Source organism: Ruegeria sp. CDSB029 (assembly GCF_059611125.1).
Genome location: NZ_JBXWOX010000003.1, coordinates 39,854 through 62,659, shown reverse-complemented (window position 1 = coordinate 62,659; position 22,806 = coordinate 39,854). Strand labels below are relative to the sequence as shown.

The following is a 22,806-nucleotide window of genomic DNA, read 5'->3' as shown; positions in this document are numbered from 1 at the left end:
CGTATGGCGACAGTTTCGCCCGCTTCTGATTTTGCGCCAGTGGCTGCCTCTGCGGCGGCGCCTGCCCGCACGCGCGACCCGCGCCTGGATTTCTATCGCGGTATCGCGATGTTCATCATCCTGATCGCCCATATCCCAAACGATCCATGGGCAAAGTGGATTCCCGCGCGGTTTGGATTCTCGGACGCGACCGAGATTTTCGTGTTCTGCTCGGGCATGGCGTCGGCGATTGCCTTTGGCGGAGCGTTCCTGCGCAAGGGGTGGTGGATGGGCACCGCCCGCGTCTCGTTCCGCATTTGGCAGGTCTACTGGGCACATATCTGTCTGTTCTTCTTTGTCGCCATGTCAATGGCCGCGCTGGATCAATCGGGGCTGTTTGAAAAGACCTACGTTTCGTCTTTGAACCTGCAGCACTTCTTCAACGATCCGGCGCCTCAGATCGTGGGTTTGTTCACGCTGACCTATGTTCCGAACTATTTCGACATCCTGCCGATGTATCTGGTGGTTCTGGCAATGATGCCCATGTTTATGGGCCTCTACCGGATCGGGTTTTGGGCGGTCGCCGCAGCATCTGTCGCGATTTGGCTGGTCGCGCAGACCGACGTTCTGGACCTACCGGCCGAGCCGTGGTCTGAGCGGCAGTGGTTCTTCAATCCTTTTGGTTGGCAGCTGCTGTTTTTCACCGGCTTTGCATTCATGCGCGGCTGGATACCGGCCCCCCCGGTATCGAAAACCTTGATCTGGGCGGCAGCACTGTTCCTGATCTTCTCGATGCCTTTTGGTTCGTGGAAGGTGTTCACATGGATCAACGCAGTGGCCCCAGATCTGGCTGACGAAATCCGCAAGGTCTGGCCGGTCACAAAAGAGTTCCGCGACAAAACCGATTTTGGCCTGTTCCGCTATCTACATTTCCTGTCACTCGCCTATCTGGGCTGGGTTGTCGCCGGGGAACATGGACATCGCCTGATTGCAACCGGTCAGGGTACCGCGGCCAAGGTCTGGCAGTTCCTGCTGACCGTCATCACCAAAGTTGGTCAGCAATCATTGGCAGTGTTCGTATTTTCGATGGCTGCAGCACGACTTATCGGCGTCGGTCTGGACCTGAGTGGGCGGGATGTTGCCAGTGTTTTCGTCGCCAACATGATTGGCTTTGCGATGATCATCGGCGTGGCATACATGGCCGCTTGGTTTAAGTCACAACCTTGGAAGTCTAAGAAATGAATTTTACACGTCGCGCATTTCTGGTCTCAACGTCGGCGCTTGCATTTGCGCCCGCGACCTTCGCCACCGGCGGCGAGGTCCCATTTGACCGCAATGTCGTCATTGAGATGGCCCGCGATCTGGCCAGCCGACCTTATGCGGAACGCGAAATGGTGCCGCAGGAATGGCAGGATCTGACATATCAGCAATACCGCTCGATCCGGTTTCGGCTGGACCGCGCGCTTTGGTATGAAACGGAAACACCCTTCAACGTCGATTTCTTCACACCAGGCCTGTACTTCCCGCGCACTGTTAAAGTTGAAACCGTTGAAAATGGAATGGCCACTCCGGTCGCGTTTGATCTGGAGATGTTCGACAAATCCGAGGACGTCCCGGAACTGCCAATCGACGACACGCTGGGCTTTTCCGGCCTGCGTCTGCGCACCGAAATGCACCGTCCCGGCAAAACCGATGAGTTCTGCGTCTGGCAAGGCGCCAGCTATTTCCGCGCCATCGGCCTGCATGAGGTTTACGGCCTTTCTGCCCGTGGTCTGGCACTCAAAACCGGCGACCCGGATGGAGAGGAATTCCCTGAATTCATCCGCTTCTGGCTGGAGCGCCCGAAACCCGGCCAACGCGACATGGTTGTTCACGCACTGATGGACAGCCCAAGTGTCACCGGTGCATATCGGTTCAATGTCACCGCAGGCGAAAACTGCGTGATGGATATCGAAGCCACGCTATTTCCACGCGAGGACCTGAGCCATGTAGGCATCGCTCCCGGCACGTCTATGTTCCTGTTTGACCAAACCAACCACAGTCGTTTCGACGACTTCCGGCCTGCAGTACACGACAGCGACGGTTTACTGATCCGCAACGGTGCCGGAGAGGTCCTGTGGCGGCCATTGGCGAACCCGACCCGTTTGCAGATTTCGTCGTTTGTCGACACGAACCCGCGCGGCTTTGGCCTTATGCAGCGGAAGCGTGAGTTCTCGGATTACGCGGATCTTGAGGCGAATTATCACAAACGCCCCAGCCTGTGGGTCGAACCCGGTGCGGATTGGGGCAAAGGTGCCGTCACGCTGGTTGAAATTCCGGCGGATCAGGAAATCTACGATAACATCGTCGCCTACTGGCGCCCTGCCGAACCCTATACGGCTGGCAGCCAGGTCGATCTGTCCTATCGCCTGATCTGGGGGGATGAGCCCCAGCGCACACCGATGGCGCGCGTGATCAACACCGCGATGGGCGACAACACCTTTGGTGAAGGGCGTTTGGCCGTCATCGATTTTGAAGAAAGCGAGCTGTTTGACGACCCAGAGGCGATGACCATTTTCGTGGACTCGCCGCATGCCGAAACATCCGAAGGTGTGCTGCAACGCAACCCCGACACAGGCGGTTTGCGGCTGGCGTTTTCGTTCGAGCCCGGCGACCGGGACCATGTCGAATTGCGCGCGCAGTTGCTGAAAGACAAACAGCCAGCCTCTGAGGTCTGGCTATACCGTTGGACCACATGACCAGAGATCTTCATATCATGCCGCCTGAGACGCCTCTGGCCATGCCTGCGCAGGATTTCAGCGCAGGGTTTCGAGATGCACAGGTTCCTGATGCCAAACGTCCCTCGGCCGGGTTCTGGCGTGCGCTGGCGTTTTCGCCCGCAATGGCGGCGACGCTGGGACTGTTATGGGTGATGACGGACTGGTTCGACGCCGAAGGCATCAACCTGATCGAGGCCATCCTTCTGGCACTGATTTCATTCAACTTCTTCTGGATCTCCTTCACGGTCTGCACTGTGTTGCTGGGCATGGTCTCGCTGTCCCGGCAGGAACGCCCTGTGCGTCAGGGTCGCGCCCAACAGTTGCGTGTCGCCCTGTTGACGCCAGTGTACAACGAGGTGCCCTGGAACGTACTGGGCAATGCCCGCACTATGCTTGAAGATTTGCAGGCGCGCGGTGGGCAGCATCACTATGCCATGTTCATCCTCTCGGACACGCGGGACCCCGAGATCGCCGCACAAGAGCAAGCCAGTGTCGAGGCGCTGCGTACCACCCTCGCCCCTGGGCTGGAACTGTATTACCGCCGTCGCGAACAAAACACCGACCGCAAGGTTGGCAACATCGCCGACTGGGTCAGCCGCTGGGGTGCCGAGTGGGATGCCATGCTGGTATTGGATGCCGACAGTCTGATGACCGGTCGCGCCATCGCCCGTTTGACCGACGCATTGGCCCGGGACCCGGGCGCCGGTTTGATCCAGAGCTATCCTCAGCTGATCGGGGCACAATCGGTCTTTGCGCGAATGCAGCAGTTCGCCAATGGCGTCTATGGAATTGCTTTTGCCGAAGGGCTTGCGCGCTGGTGCGGTCAGGAAGGCAATTATTGGGGCCATAACGCCATTATCCGCACCCAAGCATTCGCCAATTGCGCGGGTTTGCCGAAACTGCGGGCGCTGAATGGTCAGGAAAAACTGATCATGAGCCATGACTTCGTCGAGGCCGGTCTGTTGCGTCGGGCCGGTTGGGGCGTGCGGTTCCTGCCCCGCATTCGCGGGTCTTATGAAGAAACACCGCCGACACTGATTGATCACGCCCTGCGCGACCGGCGCTGGTGTCAGGGCAATTTGCAGCACCTGAAGCTGTTGGGCTCAGCCGGATTTCAGTCGGTTTCACGGTTCCACATGTTCCACGGCGCAGTCGGATATCTGATGTCGCCGCTTTGGTTTGCGCTGCTGGTGATGTGGGCGCTGATCGGTCAGGGTGAGGATGCCTCGGTCCTGCACTATTTCAGCCCAGACAATCCACTGTTCCCGCAATGGCCCGAGATGACGGAAACCCGCCATGTGCTGATCATTCTGGTCATGTACGCGATGCTGCTTGCGCCAAAGGTGCTGGGTGTTCTGGCCCTGCCGCTCAGCGGTGTGCGCTATGCCGAATTCGGTGGCGGTCGCAAATTCCTGACCTCATTCCTGGCCGAGGTTGTTCTGTCGATCCTCTACGCCCCCATTCTGATGGTGCAACAGATGATCGCCGTCATTCGTACCACCTTTGGTATCCAAAAGGGCTGGTCCCCTCAGGCGCGGGATGGCGGCAGCTATGGTCTGCGCACGCTGATCCTTTGCCACACGGTCGAAACGATCAGCGGCGCGGCCCTTAGCGTGGGCATCCTGTCCGGTCTTGTATCAATCTGGTTGGCTCCGATCGCGATCAGCCTTGCCTTCGCAATCCCCTTGTCCGCACTCAGCGGCGTGTCAGCCGGTGCAGCGCGCCGTATGGTTGGCATGAAAGAGGACTTTAACGAGCCCGCAATCACACGCTCGGCCCGTCGTTACAGGGATGAACTGAAGAATGTGATCGAGGGTAAAGGCGTGATGACCCCTGCCGAGTGATCAGCCACCCGGCAGGCCTTCGTACCAGTCAATCATCATGTCAGCCCAGCCTTTGGGCACCGAATGACCACCGGGGAACAGCGCGAATTCCAGCGCGCTGCCCTCGTCACACCCGCTCCAGTATCGGCGCATGAAAGAACCAGTGGTCGAGAACCCGCTGGGCTTCGTATCAACGCAGCCATTTGCGATGCGCCAAATCTCGAGCCCGGCAAAGATGTCGCCCTGATGAAACCGGCCACCGCCCAGCAAGCGCCCTTCCAGCGGCACCACATTGTCCGTCCAGCCATGGGTGTGGAACATCCGAATAGGCCCATCACAAGACTCAGGATCCGGACGCCAAAACCCGCCAGACACCGGTACATAGGCCGAGAATGTGTCGGGTGCCGCGCAAGCAAGGTAGTAGACCATGAAGGCCCCTGCCGAAAATCCGCCCAGAACGACCCGGTCCGTATCAACGCCAAACCGATCCGCGGCATTCTGAACCGCTTCGGTCAAAAAGGCGGTTTCATCGCGTCCTTCCCAACCCGGAAAGAAGTTCCAGCTTTGCCGCCCGTTGCGCTCCGACCCTTCTGGCGCCATTACAGCGTAGCCGCGCTCCAGCAGAGGTTCCACCATGCCTCGGTTTTTCAACGTACCGGTGGCGGTGCCACCATAGCCGTGTAGAAACACCACCAGCGGAGGGTTCTCATCTTCGGGCAGTTCGATGTGATATCCACCCGAGGTGGTCTCGCACATACCCTCCTGATCGGCACAGGCGGCCAGCCCCGACTGCCCGACCAGCGCCAAACCCGTTGCCAGTGTTAATTCCCGGATCATACTGCACTCCTGTCGTAGTCGCGAACCGGCAATCCGGCGCGCACCCATCCCGGCCCGGCGGCCGACCCCAACATGCCTTCGGGCACATCAATAATATTCGTAAATCCTGCCTCGGTCAGCCGGTTGCTCAACCGCGCCGAACGCACGCCCCGCGCACAGATCAACGCAATTGCCGCGCCCTTGTCACCTTTGACGAGCTGCGTCAGAGCGGGAATGAAATCGTCACGGCGCATGTCCAAATATTTCGCGCCCTCTCCTATCCCAGTGGACTGCCACTCTTTCGGGGTGCGAATGTCCAGCAACAATACGTCTCCGGCCTCGGCCTGCCTATGCGCATCCTGCACGCTAAGTTGCCGTCCCGAATAGTCAGGCGGAATAAGCCGGTATTCGCGTATCGCAAATCCCCCCGCCACTGCGGCACAGCCTCCAATCAAGATCCACCTGCGGGATCGGTTTAAGTTTCGGGCCACGTCGCACCCTCCTGACCTGACATGGGGTTTCTATCACAGCGCAGATTTGGAATCCGCGCCGAATTTATCCTGGCAGTTCAAGTTCACGTCATTTTTGCAGGCAAAAGCCGCAGCCTCGCTGTGTTGGCGCGCGGCAAATGAGTTGTATTAGCTGGACAGTAAGAAAATTATCCTTACAAAATCAGTACTACTTGACCGCCCAGAACGGAGTATCGCACTTGTCCCTATTCCTCATCGCGGCCCTTCCTTTTCTCGGCGCTGTTTTTCCAGCTCTTCTGATCAGGGCAGGACGAAATGCAGCTGCTTCTGCTGCTGGGTTGACCACATTTCTGGCGCTGATGGGTCTGTTGATCCACATCCCGTCTGTGATGCGAGGCGATGTTGTGACCGCCCGGTTCGAGTGGATACCAGCCCTTGGATTGAACGCAAATTTCATGCTGGATGGCTTGGGATTTTTGTTTGCTTTGCTGATACTTGGTATCGGGTTACTTATCATCCTCTACGCACGATTTTACCTGTCGCGCGAGGACCCGATGGGGCAGTTCTACACCTATCTGCTGCTGTTTCAGGGTGCGATGGTTGGGATCGTTCTATCCGACAACATACTGCTTTTGCTCATCTTTTGGGAACTCACGTCGCTTAGCTCTTTCCTGTTGATCGGATATTGGAAACACCTGCCCGAAGGACGTCAAGGTGCGCGGATGGCGCTTGCAGTGACCGGCTCTGGCGGGTTGGCGATGATCGCCGGGATGCTGATCCTGGGCAATATCGTCGGGTCTTATGACCTAAGCGTAATTTTGCAAAACAAAGAGCTGATCCAGGCGTCACCCTATTACCTGCCCGCGTTGATCCTGATCCTGCTAGGTTGCTTTACCAAGTCGGCGCAATTCCCATTCCATTTCTGGCTGCCCCACGCCATGGCGGCCCCGACACCGGTTTCTGCCTACCTGCACTCGGCCACCATGGTGAAGGCCGGGTTGTTCCTGATGGCCCGGATGTGGCCCGTTTTGGCCGGCACCGACGCTTGGTTCTACATTGTTGCCACAACTGGACTTATCACCATGCTGATGGGCGCGGTGATCGCTCTGTTCAAGGATGATCTGAAGGCCCTGCTGGCATTTTCAACCGTGTCGCATCTGGGGCTGGTCACCATGCTTTTGGGCTTTGGTACCAAATTCGCCGCGGTCGCCGCGGTGTTCCACATCATCAACCACGCGACCTTCAAGGCGGCCTTGTTCATGACCGCCGGGATTGTGGATCACGAAACCGGCACCCGTGACATCAAGCGGCTGGGCGGACTGCGCCATCTGATGCCGATCACTTTTACGATTGGCACAATCGCTGCGCTGTCTATGGCCGGGATTCCGCCTCTCAACGGGTTCCTGTCAAAGGAAATGATGCTTGAGGAGACCGTCCACACAACCTGGCTGAACTCGCACTACCTTGTACCGGGGCTGGCTTTGCTGGCGGCGCTGTTTTCGGCGGCCTATTCTTTCCGTTTTGTCAGCCATGTGTTCATGGGCCCCGAGCGGCACGACTATCCGGCGCATCCTCATGACCCGCCAGTTGGTTTGTGGCTGGCCCCAGCATTCCTCGTGGTTCTGGTAGTCCTGATCGGGCTCTATTCCAAGGCTATCGTCGGGCCATTGGTTGCGGTGGTATCCAGCGCGGTCATCGGCGGCGAGAAACTGCCCTACTATTCACTGAAACTGTGGCACGGCTTCACGCCTGCCCTTTACATGTCCGTGGTCGCGACGCTGGGCGGCCTGTTCCTGCTGAGCTTGCACAAGCATGAAGAAAAAGTCTGGAACTCCCTGCCGCGTCCCGAAGCCAAGGCGATCTTTGACGCGGTGATTGCGATGCTGACAAAGATCAGCCAGGTGATCACTGATACGTTGCACAACGGTGTCCTCAGCCGCTATGCGATCATCATGATCGCCTTCACGGTTGGTCTTGGTTACTACGCTTATACGAGCGGTTCGATCGGCCCCGAAACGCGTGAGGCTTTGCCCATACAGATCATTCCGCTGATCGGCTGGATCTGCCTTGTCGGCGCGACGCTCGCGATCATGTGGTTCCACCGCAATCGCCTGTTGTCGCTGGTTCTGATTGGTGTTGTCGGCCTGATCGTTTCGATGGCGTTCAACTACTTGTCTGCACCGGATCTGGCACTGACACAAATCTCGGTCGAAGTGGTCACGATGATCCTGCTGCTGCTGTCACTGAACTTCCTACCCACGGATACGCCTTGGGACAGCAGCGCCGCGCGCCGCTGGCGCGACGCTGCAATCTCAGTCGTGGCAGGCATTGGTTCGGGCGCGCTGATCTATGCGCTGCTGCTGCGGGATTTTGCCTTTCCGACAATTTCCGAATTCCATCTGGCGAATTCATACAAAGGTGGTGGCGGTACCAATGTTGTCAACGTCATCCTCGTGGACTTCCGGGGTTTTGATACCTTCGGCGAAATCATCGTTCTGGGCATCGCTGCGCTGATCATTTTTGCCCTGACCGAGTCGGTGCTGGGCACGAATGTCCGCAGCTACTTGCTGAACCGGAAACCGCATTGGCCGCAGTCCGGAGACTCGCACCCGTTGATGATGGTGGTCGTCACCCGGATGATGATGCCAATCGCGCTGATGGTCGGGGCTTACATCTTTTTCCGTGGCCACAATCAGCCGGGGGGCGGCTTTATCGCGGGTCTTGTCGTCGCCATTGCCTTCCTGATGCAATACATGGCCAGCGGCTATACCTGGGCCATCGAACGTCAGAGGTTCTACTACCACGGGTCTATCGGTTGGGGTGTGCTTATCGCTGCCGCCACCGGGCTGGGTGCTTGGTTTAACGAGCGTCCGTTCCTTACCAGCGATTTTGGCTATATCCATTGGCCACCATTGGAAGAGTTCGAATGGGCCACCGCCATCCTGTTCGACACCGGCGTCTTCCTGGCTGTACTGGGGGCCGTAATGCTGGCGCTAGACAGCCTGTCCCGATTTGCGTGGCAACCGGGTATGGCGCAAGAATTCCCGATGGATATCAACCCATTGCGGGACAATCCGCCGCAAGAAGAAGAAAACAAGGAGCAGGCCTGATGGAAGCGCTCGTAGCCTCTGCCGTTGGCGTCATGACTGCTGCCGGGATATTCCTGATCCTGCGCCGCCGGACCTTCCCTGTCATTCTGGGCCTGTCTCTGCTGACTTACGCGGTGAACGTGTTCTTGTTCGCAACGGGCCGGTTGGCTTTGGACGCGCCTGCCGTTTTGAACAAATACAAAGAGGTACCCTATACCGATCCTCTGCCGCAGGCTTTGGTGCTGACGGCCATCGTGATCTCGTTCGGGATGACCGCCGTAATCGTAATGATCGCGCTCAGCGCCTATTTGTCCTCGAAGGATGACCATATCGACATGAACGCCCATGACAGCGTTGACGCGCCGGGAGAAGACGCATGAACCATTGGATCGTTGCGCCAATCGTCCTGCCCGCGATTCTGGCCCCGTTCATTATCATGGTCCTGCGCTTTCACTTGGACCTGCAACGCATCTTTTCGGTCGCTGGTGTGGTGGCCCTGTTGGGGATTGCCCTGACCGTCACCGCACAGGCGGCAGGCGGCGATATTCAGGTTTATGAACTGGGCAACTGGCCCGCGCCCTTTGGCATCGTTCTGGTGCTGGACCGGCTATCGGCCATGATGGTGCTGCTGACGGCGCTGCTGGCTTTGCCGATCGTTCTTTATGCGATCGCGTCCGGTTGGGACGACAGGGGCAAACACTTCCATGCCCTATTCCACTTTCAGTTGATGGGCGTCTGCGGCGCATTTCTGACCGGCGATGCCTTTAACCTATTCGTTTTCTTCGAAGTTCTGCTGATCGCGTCCTATGGCCTGATGACGCATGGGGGCGGTGCAGTACGGCTGAAAGCCGGGGTGCAATATGTGGCCTATAACCTGCTGGGGTCCACCCTGTTCCTGTTTGCTTTAGGCACGCTTTATGCTGTGACCGGAACGTTGAACATGGCCGACTTGGCCGTGCGGGTGGCCGAATTGCCAGCGGATGACACCGCCCTGCTGCGGGTTGGTGCGGTTTTGCTGCTGCTGGTGTTTTGCATCAAAGCCGCTGTGTTGCCACTGCACTTCTGGCTACCGGCGAGCTACGCCAGTGCACCCATGCCCGTGGCCGCCCTGTTTGCGATCATGACCAAGGTCGGCGCCTACTCGATCCTGCGGATGTACACGCTGGGCTTCGGCCCAGAGGTTGAGGCAACGCAGGGCCTTGTTGGCGCTTGGTTGCAACCCGCCGCTTTGGTGACGCTGGCCGTTGGTGCCATGGGCATTCTGGGCACACAGCATATTGCGCGTATGGTGGCGTTCTGTGCCATCACCTCGATGGGAACGTTGCTGATTGCGATCTCGCTGTTCACGGAAACGGCCACAGCGGCGGCACTGTATTACGTGTATCATTCCACCTTGGCCACTGCGCTTATGTTCCTGGTTGCCGATCTGGTGATGGAACGCCGGGGCGGCGCGATTGCCCCAACTGCACCAATGCCGCAAACGGGTCTGATATCGGCTCTGTTCTTTGTGGGTGCCATTGCACTGGCGGGCATGCCGCCGCTATCGGGTTTTGTCGGCAAGTTGCTGGTGCTGGACGCCGCACGGGACGCACCGGATGCAAACGCCATCTGGGCCGTAATCCTGATCGGTTCCTTCGTCACCATTGTTGGCCTTGCCCGAGCGGGCTCGTTGATCTTCTGGAAAAGCCATGATGCCCAGCAAAACACGGAAACGGACCCTGAAAACGAAGAAGAAACCCCGCCCGCGCCTGCGCCCGAGCCCAACCCCGGTCTGGCTTTCACCGCCGTTTGCGCAATGGCGATCGGCCTTGTGCTGCTGACCCTGTTTGCGGGACCTGCGCTGGAGTATACCAATAAAACGGCCCAGCAATTGTTCACACCTGAGAACTACATCGCAGCCGTATTGGGAGGCGACACATGATCAGACTTCTGCACCGAATATTTCCGCACCCGCATCTGACGTTCCTGCTGACCATCGTGTGGGTCCTGCTGGCCAATAACTTGACGCTGAATTCGCTGGTTTTTGGCCTGATCCTGGGCATCATCATTCCCTTCATCACACAGCCTTATTGGCCTGATCGCCCAAAGCTGCGCAACTGGCCCATGGTCGTTGAATACATCCTGGTTGTGCTTTGGGACATCGTGATCGCGAACATCACCGTTGCCCGGATTATCCTGTTTAAACGCGACGCAGATCGTCAGCCGGCCTGGATCTCGATCCCGCTGGAATTGCGCACACCTGAAGCTATCACAGTGCTGGCGGGTACGATCACCATGACCCCCGGAACCGTCAGCAGCGATCTGTCCGCACAGGGGCATAATCTTCTGGTGCATTGTCTAGATGCCCCCGATCCTGATGCCGTGCGCGACCAGATCAAAAGCCGCTATGAGCGTCGCCTGAAGGAGATTTTCGAATGATCGACATTGCAATCGCCTTTGCATTCGCCTGCTTCGGCGCGGCCATTATGATGTGCCTTTGGCGGATCATCACCGCAGACGGCGTCGGCACCCGCGTTCTGGCGCTGGATACGATGGTCATCAACACGATCGCGCTGTTGATCCTCTATGGTCTGACTCTGGGAACCGAAGTGTTCTTTGAATCGGCCATGATCATTGCCATGCTGGGCTTTGTCTCAACGGTTGCCTACGCGCGCTTCATGCTGCGTGGCAATATCATCGAGTGAGGGTGGTATGAGTTTCATCATAGAACTTCTGATCGCCTTCTTCCTAGTTGTTTCAGGTATCTTCGGCTTTGTCGGGTCTTACGGCATGATCAAGCTGAAAGACCCGATGTCCCGCCTGCACGCACCCACCAAGGCGACGACCCTGGGCGTGGGAGGCGTGTTGCTGGCATCGATCTGCCACTCGGTTCTGATCGAACAGCACCTGTCACTGCACGAGCTTCTGATCACACTGTTCTTGTTCCTGACGGCGCCGATCACGGCCCTGTTCATTGCCAAATGGCACATTCACCGCCATGAAAAACCCAGCGATCTGCCAGATGCGGGCGAGGATGAACTTTGGGCCACGCACGCGGTTGAGCAAGTCGAAGACGTCCCTGATCACAGCAAGTCCTGAGTTTGATGCACCACCCACCGCTGCCCCTAACCCGCGATCTGGTTTTAATCGGCGGCGGTCACACCCATGCATTGTTGCTGCGCAAGTGGGGCATGAACCCCCTGCCCGGCGCGCGGGTGACGGTGATCAACCCCGGTCCCACGGCGCCATATTCGGGGATGCTGCCGGGCTTTGTCGCCGGGCACTACGCACGTCAGGACCTGAACATAGATCTGGTCAAACTAGCCCGCTTTGCCGGCGCGCGGATCATTCTGGGCGCGGTTTCCGGCATCGACCCAGAACGGCGCGAGGTTCATGTGCCAGACCGTCCTCCGGTGGCGTTTGACGTGGCTTCAGTCAATGTCGGAATTACATCGGACATGCCCGTCGTGCCCGGTTTTGCCCAGCATGCGGTTCCGGCCAAACCGTTGGGCCCGTTTGCTGCCAGATGGGCAGAATATCTTGAAAGATCGGGTGAAGCCTCGGTCGCTGTGATCGGCGGCGGGGTGGCCGGTGCCGAGCTTATCATGGCTATGGCCTTTGCCTTGCGCACCAAGGGGCGCACCGCGTACCTGACCCTGATTGACAGCGCACATGTCCTGACGGCGACTCATCCCAAATCCGCGCAGACCATTCGCAAGGCAATGGCTGATCTGGGTATCGAAGTGGTCGAACAGGCATCTGTTTCGAACATCGCCAAGGATCACGTCGCACTGCAGGATGGCCGTCAAATCGCGGCCAGCTTTGTAACTGGTGCGGCCGGTGCAAAACCCTATGACTGGATCACGAATACAGGGCTGGATCTTCAGGACGGCTTCATCCGCGTCGACGGGCACCTGCAGTCCAGCGATACTGCGATTTTTGCTGCGGGCGACTGCGCACATCTGAGCGAAAATCCCCGCCCCAAAGCAGGTGTCTATGCAGTCCGCGAGGCCCCCGTTTTGTTCCAAAACCTGAGGGCCGCCTTGGGGTCAGGTGCCATGCGGCGGTATGAGCCGCAAAAGGATTACCTCAAGCTCATATCACTAGGCGGCAAGTCTGCATTGGGAGAACGGCTGGGGACCTCGTTCAGCGGGTCGTTGATGTGGAAATGGAAAAACCACATCGATCAAAGTTTTATGGACAAGTTTCGCAATCTGCCGCAGATGAAGCCTCCGGCCTTACCCCGCCATCACGCGGCTGGTTTAACCGAAGCCTTGAGCGACAAACCCATGTGCGGGGGCTGTGGTGCCAAGGTCGGACGCGGTGCGCTGCATACTGCGCTTGCCGATCTGCCCTCCCCTGTTCGTGCGGATGTGACTCCACTGCCCGGCGATGATGCCGCCCTGTTGCAGACCGGGGGTGCTCGGCAGGTCATGACCTCGGACCATTTGCGCAGCTTCGTGGACGATCCCGCATTGATGACGCGCATTGCAGCGGTTCACGCGCTCGGGGATATCTGGGCTATGGGAGCCCGCCCACAAGCCGCCACGGCAACGATCATCCTGCCCCGCATGTCGCCAACCCTTCAGCATCGCACCATGGCCGAGATCATGGCAACGGCCAGCGACGTCATCCGTAACGCTGGGGCCGAGATTGTCGGCGGGCACAGCTCGATGGGTGACGAGATGACGATCGGGTTCACCCTGACTGGCCTGTGCGACGCCGACCCGATCACACTGTCCGGCGCGGCACCTGGTGATTCTTTGATCCTGACCAAACCATTGGGCAGCGGCGTTCTGATGGCCGCAGAGATGGCGGGCGCGGCAAAGGGTGAATGGGTTGCGGCCGCTCTTGCACATATGGTGCAACCACAAGGCAGGGCTTCGGAAGTACTGGTAGATGCACATGCGATGACCGATGTAACGGGATTTGGTCTGGCCGGGCACCTGCTGGGCATGACCGAGGCCGCGGGTTGCGGTGCCACCCTGGATCTAGAGGCAGTTCCGGTTATGGACGGCGCGCAAGAACTGGCCGCGCAGGGCATCCGGTCAACCTTGTTCAAAGACAATCGTGCGATTACGCCCGAACTACCGACGGGCGGCAAAGCTGACCTGCTGTATGATCCTCAGACGGCCGGAGGCTTACTGGCCGCGGTACCAGCAGATCAAGAACAGATGATCTGCGAAACTTTGCGCGAAGCGGGATATCCTGCCGTAATCATTGGGCACATGACCGATGCGCCGGGGCTTCGCGTTCAAAGCTGACCCAGAATGGCTTCGATCTGCGCTGCTGTTGCAGACAAGCCAGCATCATCCAGCGCTGACGCATGGATATTTGCGATAACGTCTGACCTGCGCACACGGCTGGACTTACTATATGCAGGATCATAATGCTGTTCGATCAACGCCTGAGTCAGTGCGCGTTTGTCACCAGCGTCAATCATGTCCAGCCAACCGTCCACCACGTCATGCCCGCGGTGAAACCGCAGCGGGGAAAGGCGGTCACGGAGGCGGTCAGAGTCCGACAGAACGTCATCATAGGCGGATACCAAGTAGTCCGAACGCGCCGGAACGGACGCTGTGATCTGGATTCGCGGGGCTTGGCGCAAAGCCGCCCAAAGCGTCGGCGGCAGGATCAGAGACCCGATTTTGGACGACTCCGCTTCAACTACCACGGGGCGCGACATGTCCAGACGGCACAGCGCAGACGACAGGGCAGACTCGAACCCCTTTTGGCTGGGTTGGCCGCCGAGCATTTCACCCAGCAAGGATCCGCGATGGTTAGCCAACCCTTCCAGATCCAGAACCTGAACGCCACGTACGGCAAGATGCGCCAACAATTCGGTCTTGGCCGTGCCAGTATAGCCGTCCAACGCGATCAAACGATGCGGCAGCGGGTCATCATAAAGATACCGCTTCACCAAGCGGCGATAGCTGCGATAGCCACCCTCGACCACTTCGGCTCGCCAGCCAATCTGTTGCAGCATCCAGGTGAATGACCCTGATCTTTGCCCGCCACGCCAGCAATAAACCAGCGGCCGCCACCCGCCTTCGTGATGAGACAGGCTGTTCTCGATGTGATTGGCCGCATTCCGAAACACCAGCGCGGCCCCCAGTTTGCGCGCCAAAAATGGGCTTTCCTGAACATAGATCGTGCCGACACGGGCGCGTTCCTCGTTGTCGAGAACAGGCAGGCTGATGGCGCCGGGAAGGTGGTCTTCGTCAAATTCCGCCGGGCTGCGCACGTCGATTACCGTGTCGAATTCATGCGCGTAAAGATCGGGCAAACTGTCGAATTTTAGAACCATGTCAGAGGTCTATCCCGCAAGGCTGCGAATGAAAAGGCAGCGCTAAGTTTCGATCGGTTCAATCAATTCCGGCCCGCTGGCGCGGTTCGAATTCACGGTCGGGTCGACGCGGTGATAGCTGAGGACATCTTCGGCCCCCGGTCGCATCAGACGCGCGGCCCCTTTGCCCGCCTCGCCCAGCCAAAGGGGCCAGTCATCAGGTTCCAAGATCAGAGGCATGCGGTGATGGATTGCGCTGAGGTGACGGTTGGCCAGTGTCGTGACGATGGCGCAGGTGCCCTGTCGCGCATCTTCAGGCCCCCAATCCTGCCAAACACCGGCAAAGGCAATCGGTGCGTTGTCCTGACGGAAAATGTACCACGGCAACCGGTCGCCTTGTTCTGTCTTGGTCCATTCATAGAACCCCGTCGCAGCGATCAGGCAGCGGCGTTCCCGGCATGCAGCGCGAAAGGCGGGCTTTTCGGCAAGCGTTTCCGCCCGCGCGTTGATCAACAGAGGTCCTGCGTTTTCCGCCTTGTACCAATGGGGCAAAAACCCCCAGCGCAGCGGATCAAGCGTGCGCCCAGTTTCCCCGGCGCGCACCACATGCACCTGATTGGTCGGGCAGACGTTGAAATTTGGCACCGCAGGCAAAGTGTTAGCCGGGCGCGCCGAAAAAAGCTGCGCCATTGCATCGTTGGGAAGTGTTACGGCAAACCGTCCGCACATAGGCTTTGTCCCTTTTTCAGAAATTGTAGGTTAATGTCGCCCGCACCGATACCGAGCGGAACACCATCAAGCCGTTTCTGACCATAAGACTGAAAAGGCCGCGTCAAACGCGGCCTTTTGGGTTGAATATCGAAACAGATTTACTTCTGCTTGATCCGCCCATCCAGATAGGGCGTGTAAGGCGCGTTTTCGGCCAGGTATTCCGCCGTTACATCTGCCAAATCGGGGCCAAAGTCATAGGCGTTCTTGTCGTCGCCCGAGAACATCTTGTAGCCATCACCGCCATTGCGGACGTAGTTGTTGGTGACCACCAGATAAGTCGCGGCCGGATCGATGGGAACAAACCCGTCTCCGTCGGCAACCATGACCTCAGCGATACGTCCTTCGTTCGGCGCAACGGCCGGGTCCCAGGTGAAGGTCAGGCCAGCAACCTGCGGAAAGCGGCCTTTGACCTCTTCCACCTGGCTGACGCCGTTTTCCAGCGCATCGATGACGCCCTGGCCGCTGATCTCAAAGGTCGACAGCGTGTTCTGGAACGGCAGAACGGTCAGCACTTCGCCCATGGTCACGTCGCCCGGATCGATCGAAGCCCGCAGACCGCCCGAGTTGGCAATCGCAATCTTAACGCCCTGATCCGCGACGCGTGCCAACATTGCGTCGGCCACAAGGTTGCCCATCTGGCATTCCTGAACACGACAAACAGCGCGGTCGCCTTCGATGGCATCGGCAGAGTTTGCAACCACTTTGTTGCGGATTTCATCCAATGGCACGGCCAGCTCGGCAATACGATCCAGCGCGGCCTGATCCTCGGTGACGGTGTTGTCCATGATCAGCGGCTCACCAGCAGCCGAGACCACGTTGCCGTCATCGTCAAAGGTCACATTCAGCTCACCCAGGAATTTGCCATAGGCGTAGGCCTGAACAATCTGAACGCCGTTGACCACAGTCGGATACGGGCCAGCGGCCTTGTCCGACGTATTCGACAGATATGTGTTCGAGTGACCACCTACGATCACGTCAACTCCGGTGGTTTCCTGCGCAACGCGCTGATCCACACCGTAGCCCGAGTGGCTGAGAACGATGATCTTGTTAACCCCTTCACCGGTCAGCTTGTCCACCTCGGCCTGAACCGCAGGCACCGGGTCCGAGAACGAGATATTCGGACCGGGCGAGGCAAGCTCGTCAGTGTCGATTGGTGTCAGGCCGATCAGGCCGATCTTTTCGCCGCCAACTTCGATCACGGCCGATTTCTTGATTTTGTCGGTCAGCAACTCTTCGTCCGCAATATCCGCATTGGACATCAGAACAGGGAAATCGACCGAGTCGATAAAGCCGCGCAGAACCTCGGGGCCGTCGTCGAATTCGTGGTTACCCACTGTCATCGCGTTGTAGCCCAGCTTATTCATAAACTCGGCCGCGACCTTACCCTTGTAGTAGGTGTAGAACAACGATCCCTGGAACTGGTCTCCACCATCCACCAGAATCGAGTTTTCGGCACGGCCACGTGCTTCTTCGACCGCAGTGACCAGGCGTGCGGAACCACCGAAACACTTGCCTTCGGCGTTGTCTTCATCACCGCAACCGCTGTCGTACTTGTTGATCGGCTCAAAACGCGAGTGGAAATCGTTAGTGTGCAGAATCGTCAGTTTGTACTCGGCAAATGCCATGCCTGCGGTCAGGCTGAGCGCGGCGGCAGATGTCAAAAGACGGGTGAGCATAGTTTAACTCCCTATTGTTAATTGCGGAGATGTTGCGACGCGCAACGCCGAGAGTCAAAGGGGGAAATCCGGCTTGATTCTACCCGTGGCCCGGTGCATCACGACCGCATGCTGATTTACAAAATTTTTCGGGCCGATGAATGGGCCACGTTACAGGCGCAAGGCGCATCAGACGGGGCGCCGATTGATGTCTCTGACGGATATGTTCATTTCTCGACTGCCAAGCAGGCGGCAGAAACAGCCGCCAAACATTTTGCCGGGGTCGAAGGTTTGACCCTTCTGGCCTGTGACGTTGATGCGATGGGCGACGACCTGAAATGGGAAGTCTCACGCGGTGATGCGTTGTTCCCGCATCTCTACCGGCAAATTCGTATGAGCGATATCGTTTGGTCGCACCCCCTCCCCTTTGATGGAACGGTTCACCAATTTCCGAAGGAAATGAAATGACCGATTTTGTCGATCCGGAGCGTGCCCAGTTTGAGGCCTTCAAGGACCTCGATCGAAACCACCCGATCGAAATGCTGAACCTGGTTAAGTTTCGTACCAATGCCGCGTATCCCGCAGGGCACGAACTTGCCGACGCCGGCCTGTCCGGCGCGCAGGCCTATCGCAACTACGGCTCGGAAACAGCACCGATCATTGGCCGCCTTGGTGCCTCGATCCTATGGCGCGGCGAGTTTGAAACAACGCTGATCGGCCCGCAGGACGAAGACTGGGACGCAGTGTTCATCGCCCGTTATCCCTCTGCGAACGCGTTCTTGGAAATGGTGACGGACACTGCATATCAAAAAGCTGTCGTGCACCGGCAAGCCGCGGTTATGACCTCTCGGCTAATAAGATGCACCCCTGCCCAAGTCGGAGAGTCATTCGGATGAAACTGACCGAAAAACTGGGCCTGGCTGCTCTGCACCGCTTGGATCCTGAGACCGCACACAGCCTGTCGATCAAAGCGCTAAAAGCCGGTTTGGCTCCTGCCCCGGGTCCAGTGACGTCGCCTCGGCTTCGCACTCAAGTTGCGGGATTGGAATTGCCAAACCCTGTGGGACTGGCTGCTGGGTTTGATAAGAACGGCGAGGTTCTTAGGCCGCTGTCCCGTGCCGGGTTTGGGTTTATCGAGGTTGGCGCCGTGACACCGCGCCCACAGCCCGGTAATCCAAAACCCCGCCTGTTCCGCCTGACCGAAGACATGGCCGCCATCAACCGGTTCGGTTTCAACAACGAAGGCATGGAGGTCATGGCCCGCCGTTTGGCTGACCGTCCAAAGGACGCGGTGATCGGCCTGAACCTGGGTGCCAACAAGGACAGTGATGACCGCGCAGGTGATTTCGCAAAAGTTCTGGCTCATTGCGCCGCGCTTTTGGATTTTGCAACGGTCAATGTTTCATCCCCGAATACGGAAAAGCTGCGGGATCTGCAGGGCAAGGCGGCACTTTCTGCCCTGTTGAGCAGCGTGATTGAAACCCGCAACGCTCTGCCCCGTCCGCTGCCGATCTTTCTAAAGATTGCCCCCGACCTGACCGAGACCGAATTGCAGGACATCGCCGAAGTGGCCCGCGAAACCGGCGTCGATGCAGTGATTGCAACCAACACCACCCTGTCACGAGATGGCCTGCGAAGTGCCCATAAGGGCCAAGCGGGCGGGCTGTCCGGCGCACCTGTGTTCCAGAAATCAACCCACGTGCTGGCGCAGCTCAGCCAACTGACCGACGGGAAAATCCCGCTGATCGGCGTTGGCGGGATCGGGTCAGCAAAGCAGGCATACGCCAAGATTTGCGCCGGGGCATCAGCCGTACAGTTCTATACAGCTATGGTCTACGGCGGCATTTCGCTGGCAGCAGAGATTGCCCAAGGTCTGGATGACCTGCTGAAGCAGGATGGTTTCACGTCGGTCGATCAGGCCGTTGGCAGCAAAAGAGAGGACTGGCTGTGATCAAATATTGGCACAACCCGCGCTGTTCGAAATCCCGCGCCGGACTTGCATTGCTGGAAGAAAACGGTGCGACGGTCGAAATTCGGAAGTATCTGGAGGATGCGCCGTCAGTCGAAGAGTTGCGCGCAGTGCTGTCCCAATTGGGAGTTCCGGCCATCGAGATGATACGGACGGGCGAAAAGCGCTTCAAAGAACTGGGGCTGACTAAAACGACACCAGACGATGACTTGATTCAAGCGATGGTGGAAAACCCCATCCTGATCGAACGTCCTCTGGCCGTGGCCAGCAATAAGGCCGCGATCGGTCGTCCGCCCGAAAACCTGCTGTCGCTGCTTTAGGCGATCTGCGCTTCCAGCTTAGGGTAACGCCATCCCAACGTGACCCCGCGCACGATGTTCAGGACCATCAGCGCGGCCCAAAGCCCATGGTTGCCGAACGTCGGCACCAGCAGGAACAGGGCCACCACATAGATCGCGACGGACTGGATCATCGCCTGCCGCATGGCGCGGGTCCAGGTCGCCCCGATATAGATACCGTCGAACATCCAGCTGGCTACGCCGATCACCGGCGCAAGGGCCGCCCAGAGCAGAAACTCCCGCGCGGCAATCCGTACTTCCGGTGAGGTTGACATCAGATCAATCAGGGATGGTCCGGTTAGAAAGAACACAAGACCCAGGGCAAACGCACCTCCGACGCCCCATTGCGAGGCCATGATCGACGCTCGCCGTACCTGGGCCCGATCACGCGCGCCGACCGCACTGCCCACCAGCGCCTCGGCAGAGAAGGCGAAACCGTCCAAGGCAAAAGCCGTGATCTCAAGAAATTGCAGCAGCACCTGATTTGCCGCCAGATTGACGTCCCCCAGATCTGAACCAACAAACAAAAAAGTGGTAAACGCGCCGGTCAAAAGCACCGAACGCACCATGATGTCGCCGTTCACCTGCATCATTCGGCGCAGACGCGCTGGGTCAAAGATCCTGGGCCAGTCGCGCCACTGATTTCCAGCGAAAGCGTCGTGGCACAACCAGAGACCAAGCGCCAACCCGGTCCATTCGGCGATGAGCGTCGCGATGGCGACACCTTCGACGCCCCAGCCAAGGCCAAGAACAAACCAGAGATCCAGAACGATGTTCAGCCCGTTCATCCAGATCTGCAAAACGAACACACCCTTGGTGCGCTCTACCGCGATCAGCCAACCTGTAACGGCAAAAAGCGCGATCGTAGCCGGAGCCCCCCAGATACGGATCTCCAGATAGGCGCGGGTCAGAGATTCAACCTCTGGACTGGCTGGAGACAGGGCGAACGCCCCCCAGAACAACCAGACCTGCGTCAGTATAAAGAACAGACCCGCCGCGCCGCCCAGCAACAGCCCGCGCATCAGCAAGGCTCCGGTTTCCGCCGTGTCCCCTGCACCACGTGCCTGGGCAGCAAGACCGGTTGTACCCATACGTAGGAACCCGAACACCCAGTAGATGGTGGCCAGAATAACGGCACCCATGCCGACAGCGCCTATCGGGGCCGCCTGCCCCAACTGCCCCACAACACCAGTGTCCACCGCCCCCAGTATTGGCACCGTCGCATTGGACAATACGATCGGCGCTGCAATCCGGAGCACCCGCTTATGCGTAATGGGTGCCGAAGCGTCCTGCATAGCGTTCTATTTTCCGTCAGTAGTGGGCTGTGGCATCAGGAAATGCCCGGAAGCCTGCGCAAAGAGCTTCGCGTGATTGTCTTGCCAGGCCTCGACCCTGACAGAGGCATAGCGACGCCCGGCCCGGCTGATGAATGCGCGCGCATAGGCATCACGCGGCAGGCCTGACCGCAGATAGTCGACGGTGAAATCGACGGTCTTTGGGAAACGTACCGTTTCATAGTCGGCGATATCACTGGCATTCAGTTCCCCGCTTTCGATCTTGGGCAGCAAGAACTCCCAACTCAGCGTGATGACAGCCGTGACTTCTAGAAACGCCGCCGTGACGCCGCCATGCAATGCGGGCAGTAACGGGTTGCCGATCAGTTTCTGGTCGAAGTTCAACACGCCAGTCAGTTCATCACCGCGGCGATCAAAGCCGATGTCGAGGAACCGGATGTAGGGCACACCTTCGACTATAGCGTTCAGCGCCGCATCCCGGCGTTGTTTTACGACCTGGACGGGTTCGGGGCGAGTACGCGCCATTACAAACCCTCCACCGTGAATGACCCTGCCGCTGTGGCCACCGGAAGACCTTCGTCTTCGTCCATCGCCGTCGCGCGCACAAAGGCGACGTTCCGTGTGATGTGGTAGCATGTCGCCTGGGTCGTTATCGTCTGTCCCGGTGTTGCCGCCCGCATGTAGTCGATCCTCAGGTCAATCGTCGCCGTACCGCCGGGAGCCGACGGATGGCTCATGACGGCGGCACCACAACAGGTGTCCAATGCGGCAAATACAGCGCCGCCATGAATCACCCCGGTGCGCGGATCGCCAACAAGCTCTTTGCTGTACGGCATTGTAATACCCGCTTCACCATTTCCGATTGAGGTCAGCTTCAGACCCAACGCTTTTGCATGCGGGATCGCCTCGATGAATTGGCGCGCAATTGCGGCTTTGTCGACCATGTACTTGAATCCGTTCTCTTGGTTCATCCCTTTATGAGCCCGTGTCCGCCAAAAGAGCAAGCCCGCCGGTTGCGCTTGCGGCTGACAGAACATAGGCTGCGCCAGAGGAGATCAGGAATGTCCGACAACCGTTTGTCATTCAAAGAGATGTGCGCCGAGTACGATGTGACTCCACGTACCCTGCGCTACTATGAATACATTGAATTGCTGCAACCAGACCGCGAAGGCAGATCGCGTTTTTATGGTCCGCGAGAATGCGCGCGCATGACTTTGATCCTGCGTGGCCGCAAGTATGGATTTTCGCTGGAAGATATCCGCCAGTGGCTGCTGATCTATGAAAATGAGGGCAACGAGGTCCAGATGCGCGCTTTTGTCGACGTCGCGGACAAGCAGATCGTCGAACTGAACCAGCAACGGCAGCAACTGGACGAGGCGATTGATGCCCTGACCGAGATGCGCGACCAGACGGCCAAATCCCTCGAGTGATTCCGTCGACGCGCCAAGGCGCGCCAGAAAAAGAAGCGACCCTCGCTAAGTTCGACCATGCTTTAAGGCGTGCCGGGTCGCTCTTTTGGTTTTTGAACCCCCAAATTCCGTTACGTTAAATTCGAAAAAGTCGGAAATCCGCGACTT

The 22,806-nt window shown here is 58.3% G+C and carries 23 protein-coding genes; 15 read left to right on the top strand and 8 right to left on the bottom strand.

Features of this window, described 5'->3' with window-relative positions:
• Window positions 1–3 precede the first annotated feature (3 nt).
• The 3 genes from AC2FI8_RS04690 to mdoH are packed head-to-tail and all read left to right on the top strand — an operon-like array spanning window position 4 to window position 4,582.
• Window positions 4–1,221, top strand: a complete 1,218-nt coding sequence (locus AC2FI8_RS04690; RefSeq protein WP_496768327.1) for an OpgC family protein — start codon at window positions 4–6, stop codon at window positions 1,219–1,221.
• Entirely contained in the window at window positions 1,218–2,717 is a 1,500-nt protein-coding gene (locus AC2FI8_RS04685; RefSeq protein ID WP_496777468.1) for an OpgD/OpgG family glucan biosynthesis protein, read from the top strand. The genes AC2FI8_RS04690 and AC2FI8_RS04685 overlap by 4 nt, the downstream gene beginning before the upstream one ends.
• Complete coding sequence (mdoH, locus tag AC2FI8_RS04680) at window positions 2,714–4,582, top strand: glucans biosynthesis glucosyltransferase MdoH (RefSeq protein ID WP_496777466.1); 1,869 nt, start codon at window positions 2,714–2,716, stop codon at window positions 4,580–4,582. The genes AC2FI8_RS04685 and mdoH overlap by 4 nt, the downstream gene beginning before the upstream one ends.
• Here mdoH and AC2FI8_RS04675 read toward each other — a convergent pair whose 3' ends face one another.
• Together AC2FI8_RS04675 and AC2FI8_RS04670 are read right to left on the bottom strand one after the other, a co-directional pair.
• Window positions 4,583–5,398 (bottom strand): CE1 family esterase, encoded by an 816-nt coding sequence (locus AC2FI8_RS04675; protein ID WP_496768320.1) that lies wholly within the window; start codon window positions 5,396–5,398, stop codon window positions 4,583–4,585.
• Window positions 5,395–5,868 (bottom strand): rhodanese-like domain-containing protein, encoded by a 474-nt coding sequence (locus AC2FI8_RS04670; RefSeq protein WP_496777464.1) that lies wholly within the window; start codon window positions 5,866–5,868, stop codon window positions 5,395–5,397. Before AC2FI8_RS04670 ends, AC2FI8_RS04675 begins: the two co-directional genes overlap by 4 nt.
• Before the next feature lie 218 nt (window positions 5,869–6,086).
• On the opposite strand from AC2FI8_RS04670, the gene AC2FI8_RS04665 reads away from it, so the two are divergent.
• Genes AC2FI8_RS04665 through selD form a run of 7 tightly spaced genes read left to right on the top strand, consistent with a single transcriptional unit; the run spans window position 6,087 to window position 14,179 of the window.
• Window positions 6,087–8,957: a monovalent cation/H+ antiporter subunit A gene (locus AC2FI8_RS04665; protein WP_496777462.1), complete on the top strand. Its 2,871-nt coding sequence runs from the start codon at window positions 6,087–6,089 to the stop codon at window positions 8,955–8,957.
• Entirely contained in the window at window positions 8,957–9,316 is a 360-nt protein-coding gene (locus AC2FI8_RS04660; RefSeq protein ID WP_108860216.1) for a Na+/H+ antiporter subunit C, read from the top strand. Before AC2FI8_RS04665 ends, AC2FI8_RS04660 begins: the two co-directional genes overlap by 1 nt.
• Window positions 9,313–10,857, top strand: a complete 1,545-nt coding sequence (locus AC2FI8_RS04655) for a monovalent cation/H+ antiporter subunit D (RefSeq protein WP_496777460.1) — start codon at window positions 9,313–9,315, stop codon at window positions 10,855–10,857. Before AC2FI8_RS04660 ends, AC2FI8_RS04655 begins: the two co-directional genes overlap by 4 nt.
• Window positions 10,854–11,354: a Na+/H+ antiporter subunit E gene (locus tag AC2FI8_RS04650; protein ID WP_370247519.1), complete on the top strand. Its 501-nt coding sequence runs from the start codon at window positions 10,854–10,856 to the stop codon at window positions 11,352–11,354. Before AC2FI8_RS04655 ends, AC2FI8_RS04650 begins: the two co-directional genes overlap by 4 nt.
• The gene (locus AC2FI8_RS04645) at window positions 11,351–11,620 is read left to right on the top strand and encodes a K+/H+ antiporter subunit F (protein WP_058274196.1); all 270 of its coding nucleotides are present in this window, start codon (window positions 11,351–11,353) and stop codon (window positions 11,618–11,620) included. Before AC2FI8_RS04650 ends, AC2FI8_RS04645 begins: the two co-directional genes overlap by 4 nt.
• A gap of 7 nt (window positions 11,621–11,627) precedes the next feature.
• Window positions 11,628–12,014: a Na+/H+ antiporter subunit G gene (locus tag AC2FI8_RS04640; protein ID WP_282119930.1), complete on the top strand. Its 387-nt coding sequence runs from the start codon at window positions 11,628–11,630 to the stop codon at window positions 12,012–12,014.
• Window positions 12,015–12,019: 5 nt separating this feature from the next.
• Window positions 12,020–14,179 carry a selenide, water dikinase SelD gene (selD, locus tag AC2FI8_RS04635; RefSeq protein WP_496777458.1) on the top strand — a complete coding sequence of 720 codons (2,160 nt, stop codon included), beginning with the start codon at window positions 12,020–12,022 and terminating at the stop codon, window positions 14,177–14,179.
• Here the strand turns inward: selD and mnmH are convergent.
• From mnmH to AC2FI8_RS04620, 3 genes are all read right to left on the bottom strand, one after another.
• Complete coding sequence (gene mnmH, locus AC2FI8_RS04630) at window positions 14,170–15,222, bottom strand: tRNA 2-selenouridine(34) synthase MnmH (protein WP_496777455.1); 1,053 nt, start codon at window positions 15,220–15,222, stop codon at window positions 14,170–14,172. The genes selD and mnmH overlap by 10 nt on opposite strands.
• A 42-nt stretch (window positions 15,223–15,264) precedes the next feature.
• Entirely contained in the window at window positions 15,265–15,930 is a 666-nt protein-coding gene (locus AC2FI8_RS04625; protein WP_496726107.1) for an SOS response-associated peptidase, read from the bottom strand.
• A gap of 140 nt (window positions 15,931–16,070) precedes the next feature.
• Window positions 16,071–17,648 carry a bifunctional metallophosphatase/5'-nucleotidase gene (locus AC2FI8_RS04620; RefSeq protein ID WP_496777453.1) on the bottom strand — a complete coding sequence of 526 codons (1,578 nt, stop codon included), beginning with the start codon at window positions 17,646–17,648 and terminating at the stop codon, window positions 16,071–16,073.
• Window positions 17,649–17,756: 108 nt separating this feature from the next.
• On the opposite strand from AC2FI8_RS04620, the gene AC2FI8_RS04615 reads away from it, so the two are divergent.
• The 4 genes from AC2FI8_RS04615 to arsC are packed head-to-tail and all read left to right on the top strand — an operon-like array spanning window position 17,757 to window position 19,916.
• Window positions 17,757–18,095 (top strand): DUF952 domain-containing protein, encoded by a 339-nt coding sequence (locus tag AC2FI8_RS04615; protein ID WP_496777449.1) that lies wholly within the window; start codon window positions 17,757–17,759, stop codon window positions 18,093–18,095.
• On the top strand, window positions 18,092–18,523 hold the full coding sequence (locus AC2FI8_RS04610; protein ID WP_496777445.1) for a DUF1330 domain-containing protein: 432 nt from the start codon (window positions 18,092–18,094) through the stop codon (window positions 18,521–18,523). The genes AC2FI8_RS04615 and AC2FI8_RS04610 overlap by 4 nt, the downstream gene beginning before the upstream one ends.
• Entirely contained in the window at window positions 18,520–19,578 is a 1,059-nt protein-coding gene (locus AC2FI8_RS04605) for a quinone-dependent dihydroorotate dehydrogenase (protein ID WP_496777442.1), read from the top strand. The genes AC2FI8_RS04610 and AC2FI8_RS04605 overlap by 4 nt, the downstream gene beginning before the upstream one ends.
• Window positions 19,575–19,916: an arsenate reductase (glutaredoxin) gene (arsC, locus tag AC2FI8_RS04600; RefSeq protein WP_496726102.1), complete on the top strand. Its 342-nt coding sequence runs from the start codon at window positions 19,575–19,577 to the stop codon at window positions 19,914–19,916. The genes AC2FI8_RS04605 and arsC overlap by 4 nt, the downstream gene beginning before the upstream one ends.
• Here arsC and AC2FI8_RS04595 read toward each other — a convergent pair.
• From AC2FI8_RS04595 to AC2FI8_RS04585, 3 genes are read right to left on the bottom strand one after another with little or no spacing between them, the layout of a single operon-like run.
• Window positions 19,913–21,229 (bottom strand): MATE family efflux transporter, encoded by a 1,317-nt coding sequence (locus AC2FI8_RS04595; RefSeq protein WP_496739735.1) that lies wholly within the window; start codon window positions 21,227–21,229, stop codon window positions 19,913–19,915. The two genes, arsC and AC2FI8_RS04595, sit on opposite strands and share 4 nt — an antisense overlap.
• 6 nt (window positions 21,230–21,235) lie before the next feature.
• Window positions 21,236–21,754, bottom strand: coding sequence for a PaaI family thioesterase (locus tag AC2FI8_RS04590; protein ID WP_496777440.1), 519 nt, complete (start codon window positions 21,752–21,754; stop codon window positions 21,236–21,238).
• Window positions 21,754–22,173 (bottom strand): PaaI family thioesterase, encoded by a 420-nt coding sequence (locus tag AC2FI8_RS04585; protein ID WP_058274208.1) that lies wholly within the window; start codon window positions 22,171–22,173, stop codon window positions 21,754–21,756. The genes AC2FI8_RS04590 and AC2FI8_RS04585 overlap by 1 nt, the downstream gene beginning before the upstream one ends.
• 117 nt (window positions 22,174–22,290) lie before the next feature.
• Here AC2FI8_RS04585 and AC2FI8_RS04580 point away from each other — a divergent pair, with 117 nt between their 5' ends.
• Window positions 22,291–22,659 carry a MerR family transcriptional regulator gene (locus AC2FI8_RS04580; RefSeq protein WP_496726099.1) on the top strand — a complete coding sequence of 123 codons (369 nt, stop codon included), beginning with the start codon at window positions 22,291–22,293 and terminating at the stop codon, window positions 22,657–22,659.
• The last annotated feature ends 147 nt before the right edge of the window (window positions 22,660–22,806 follow it).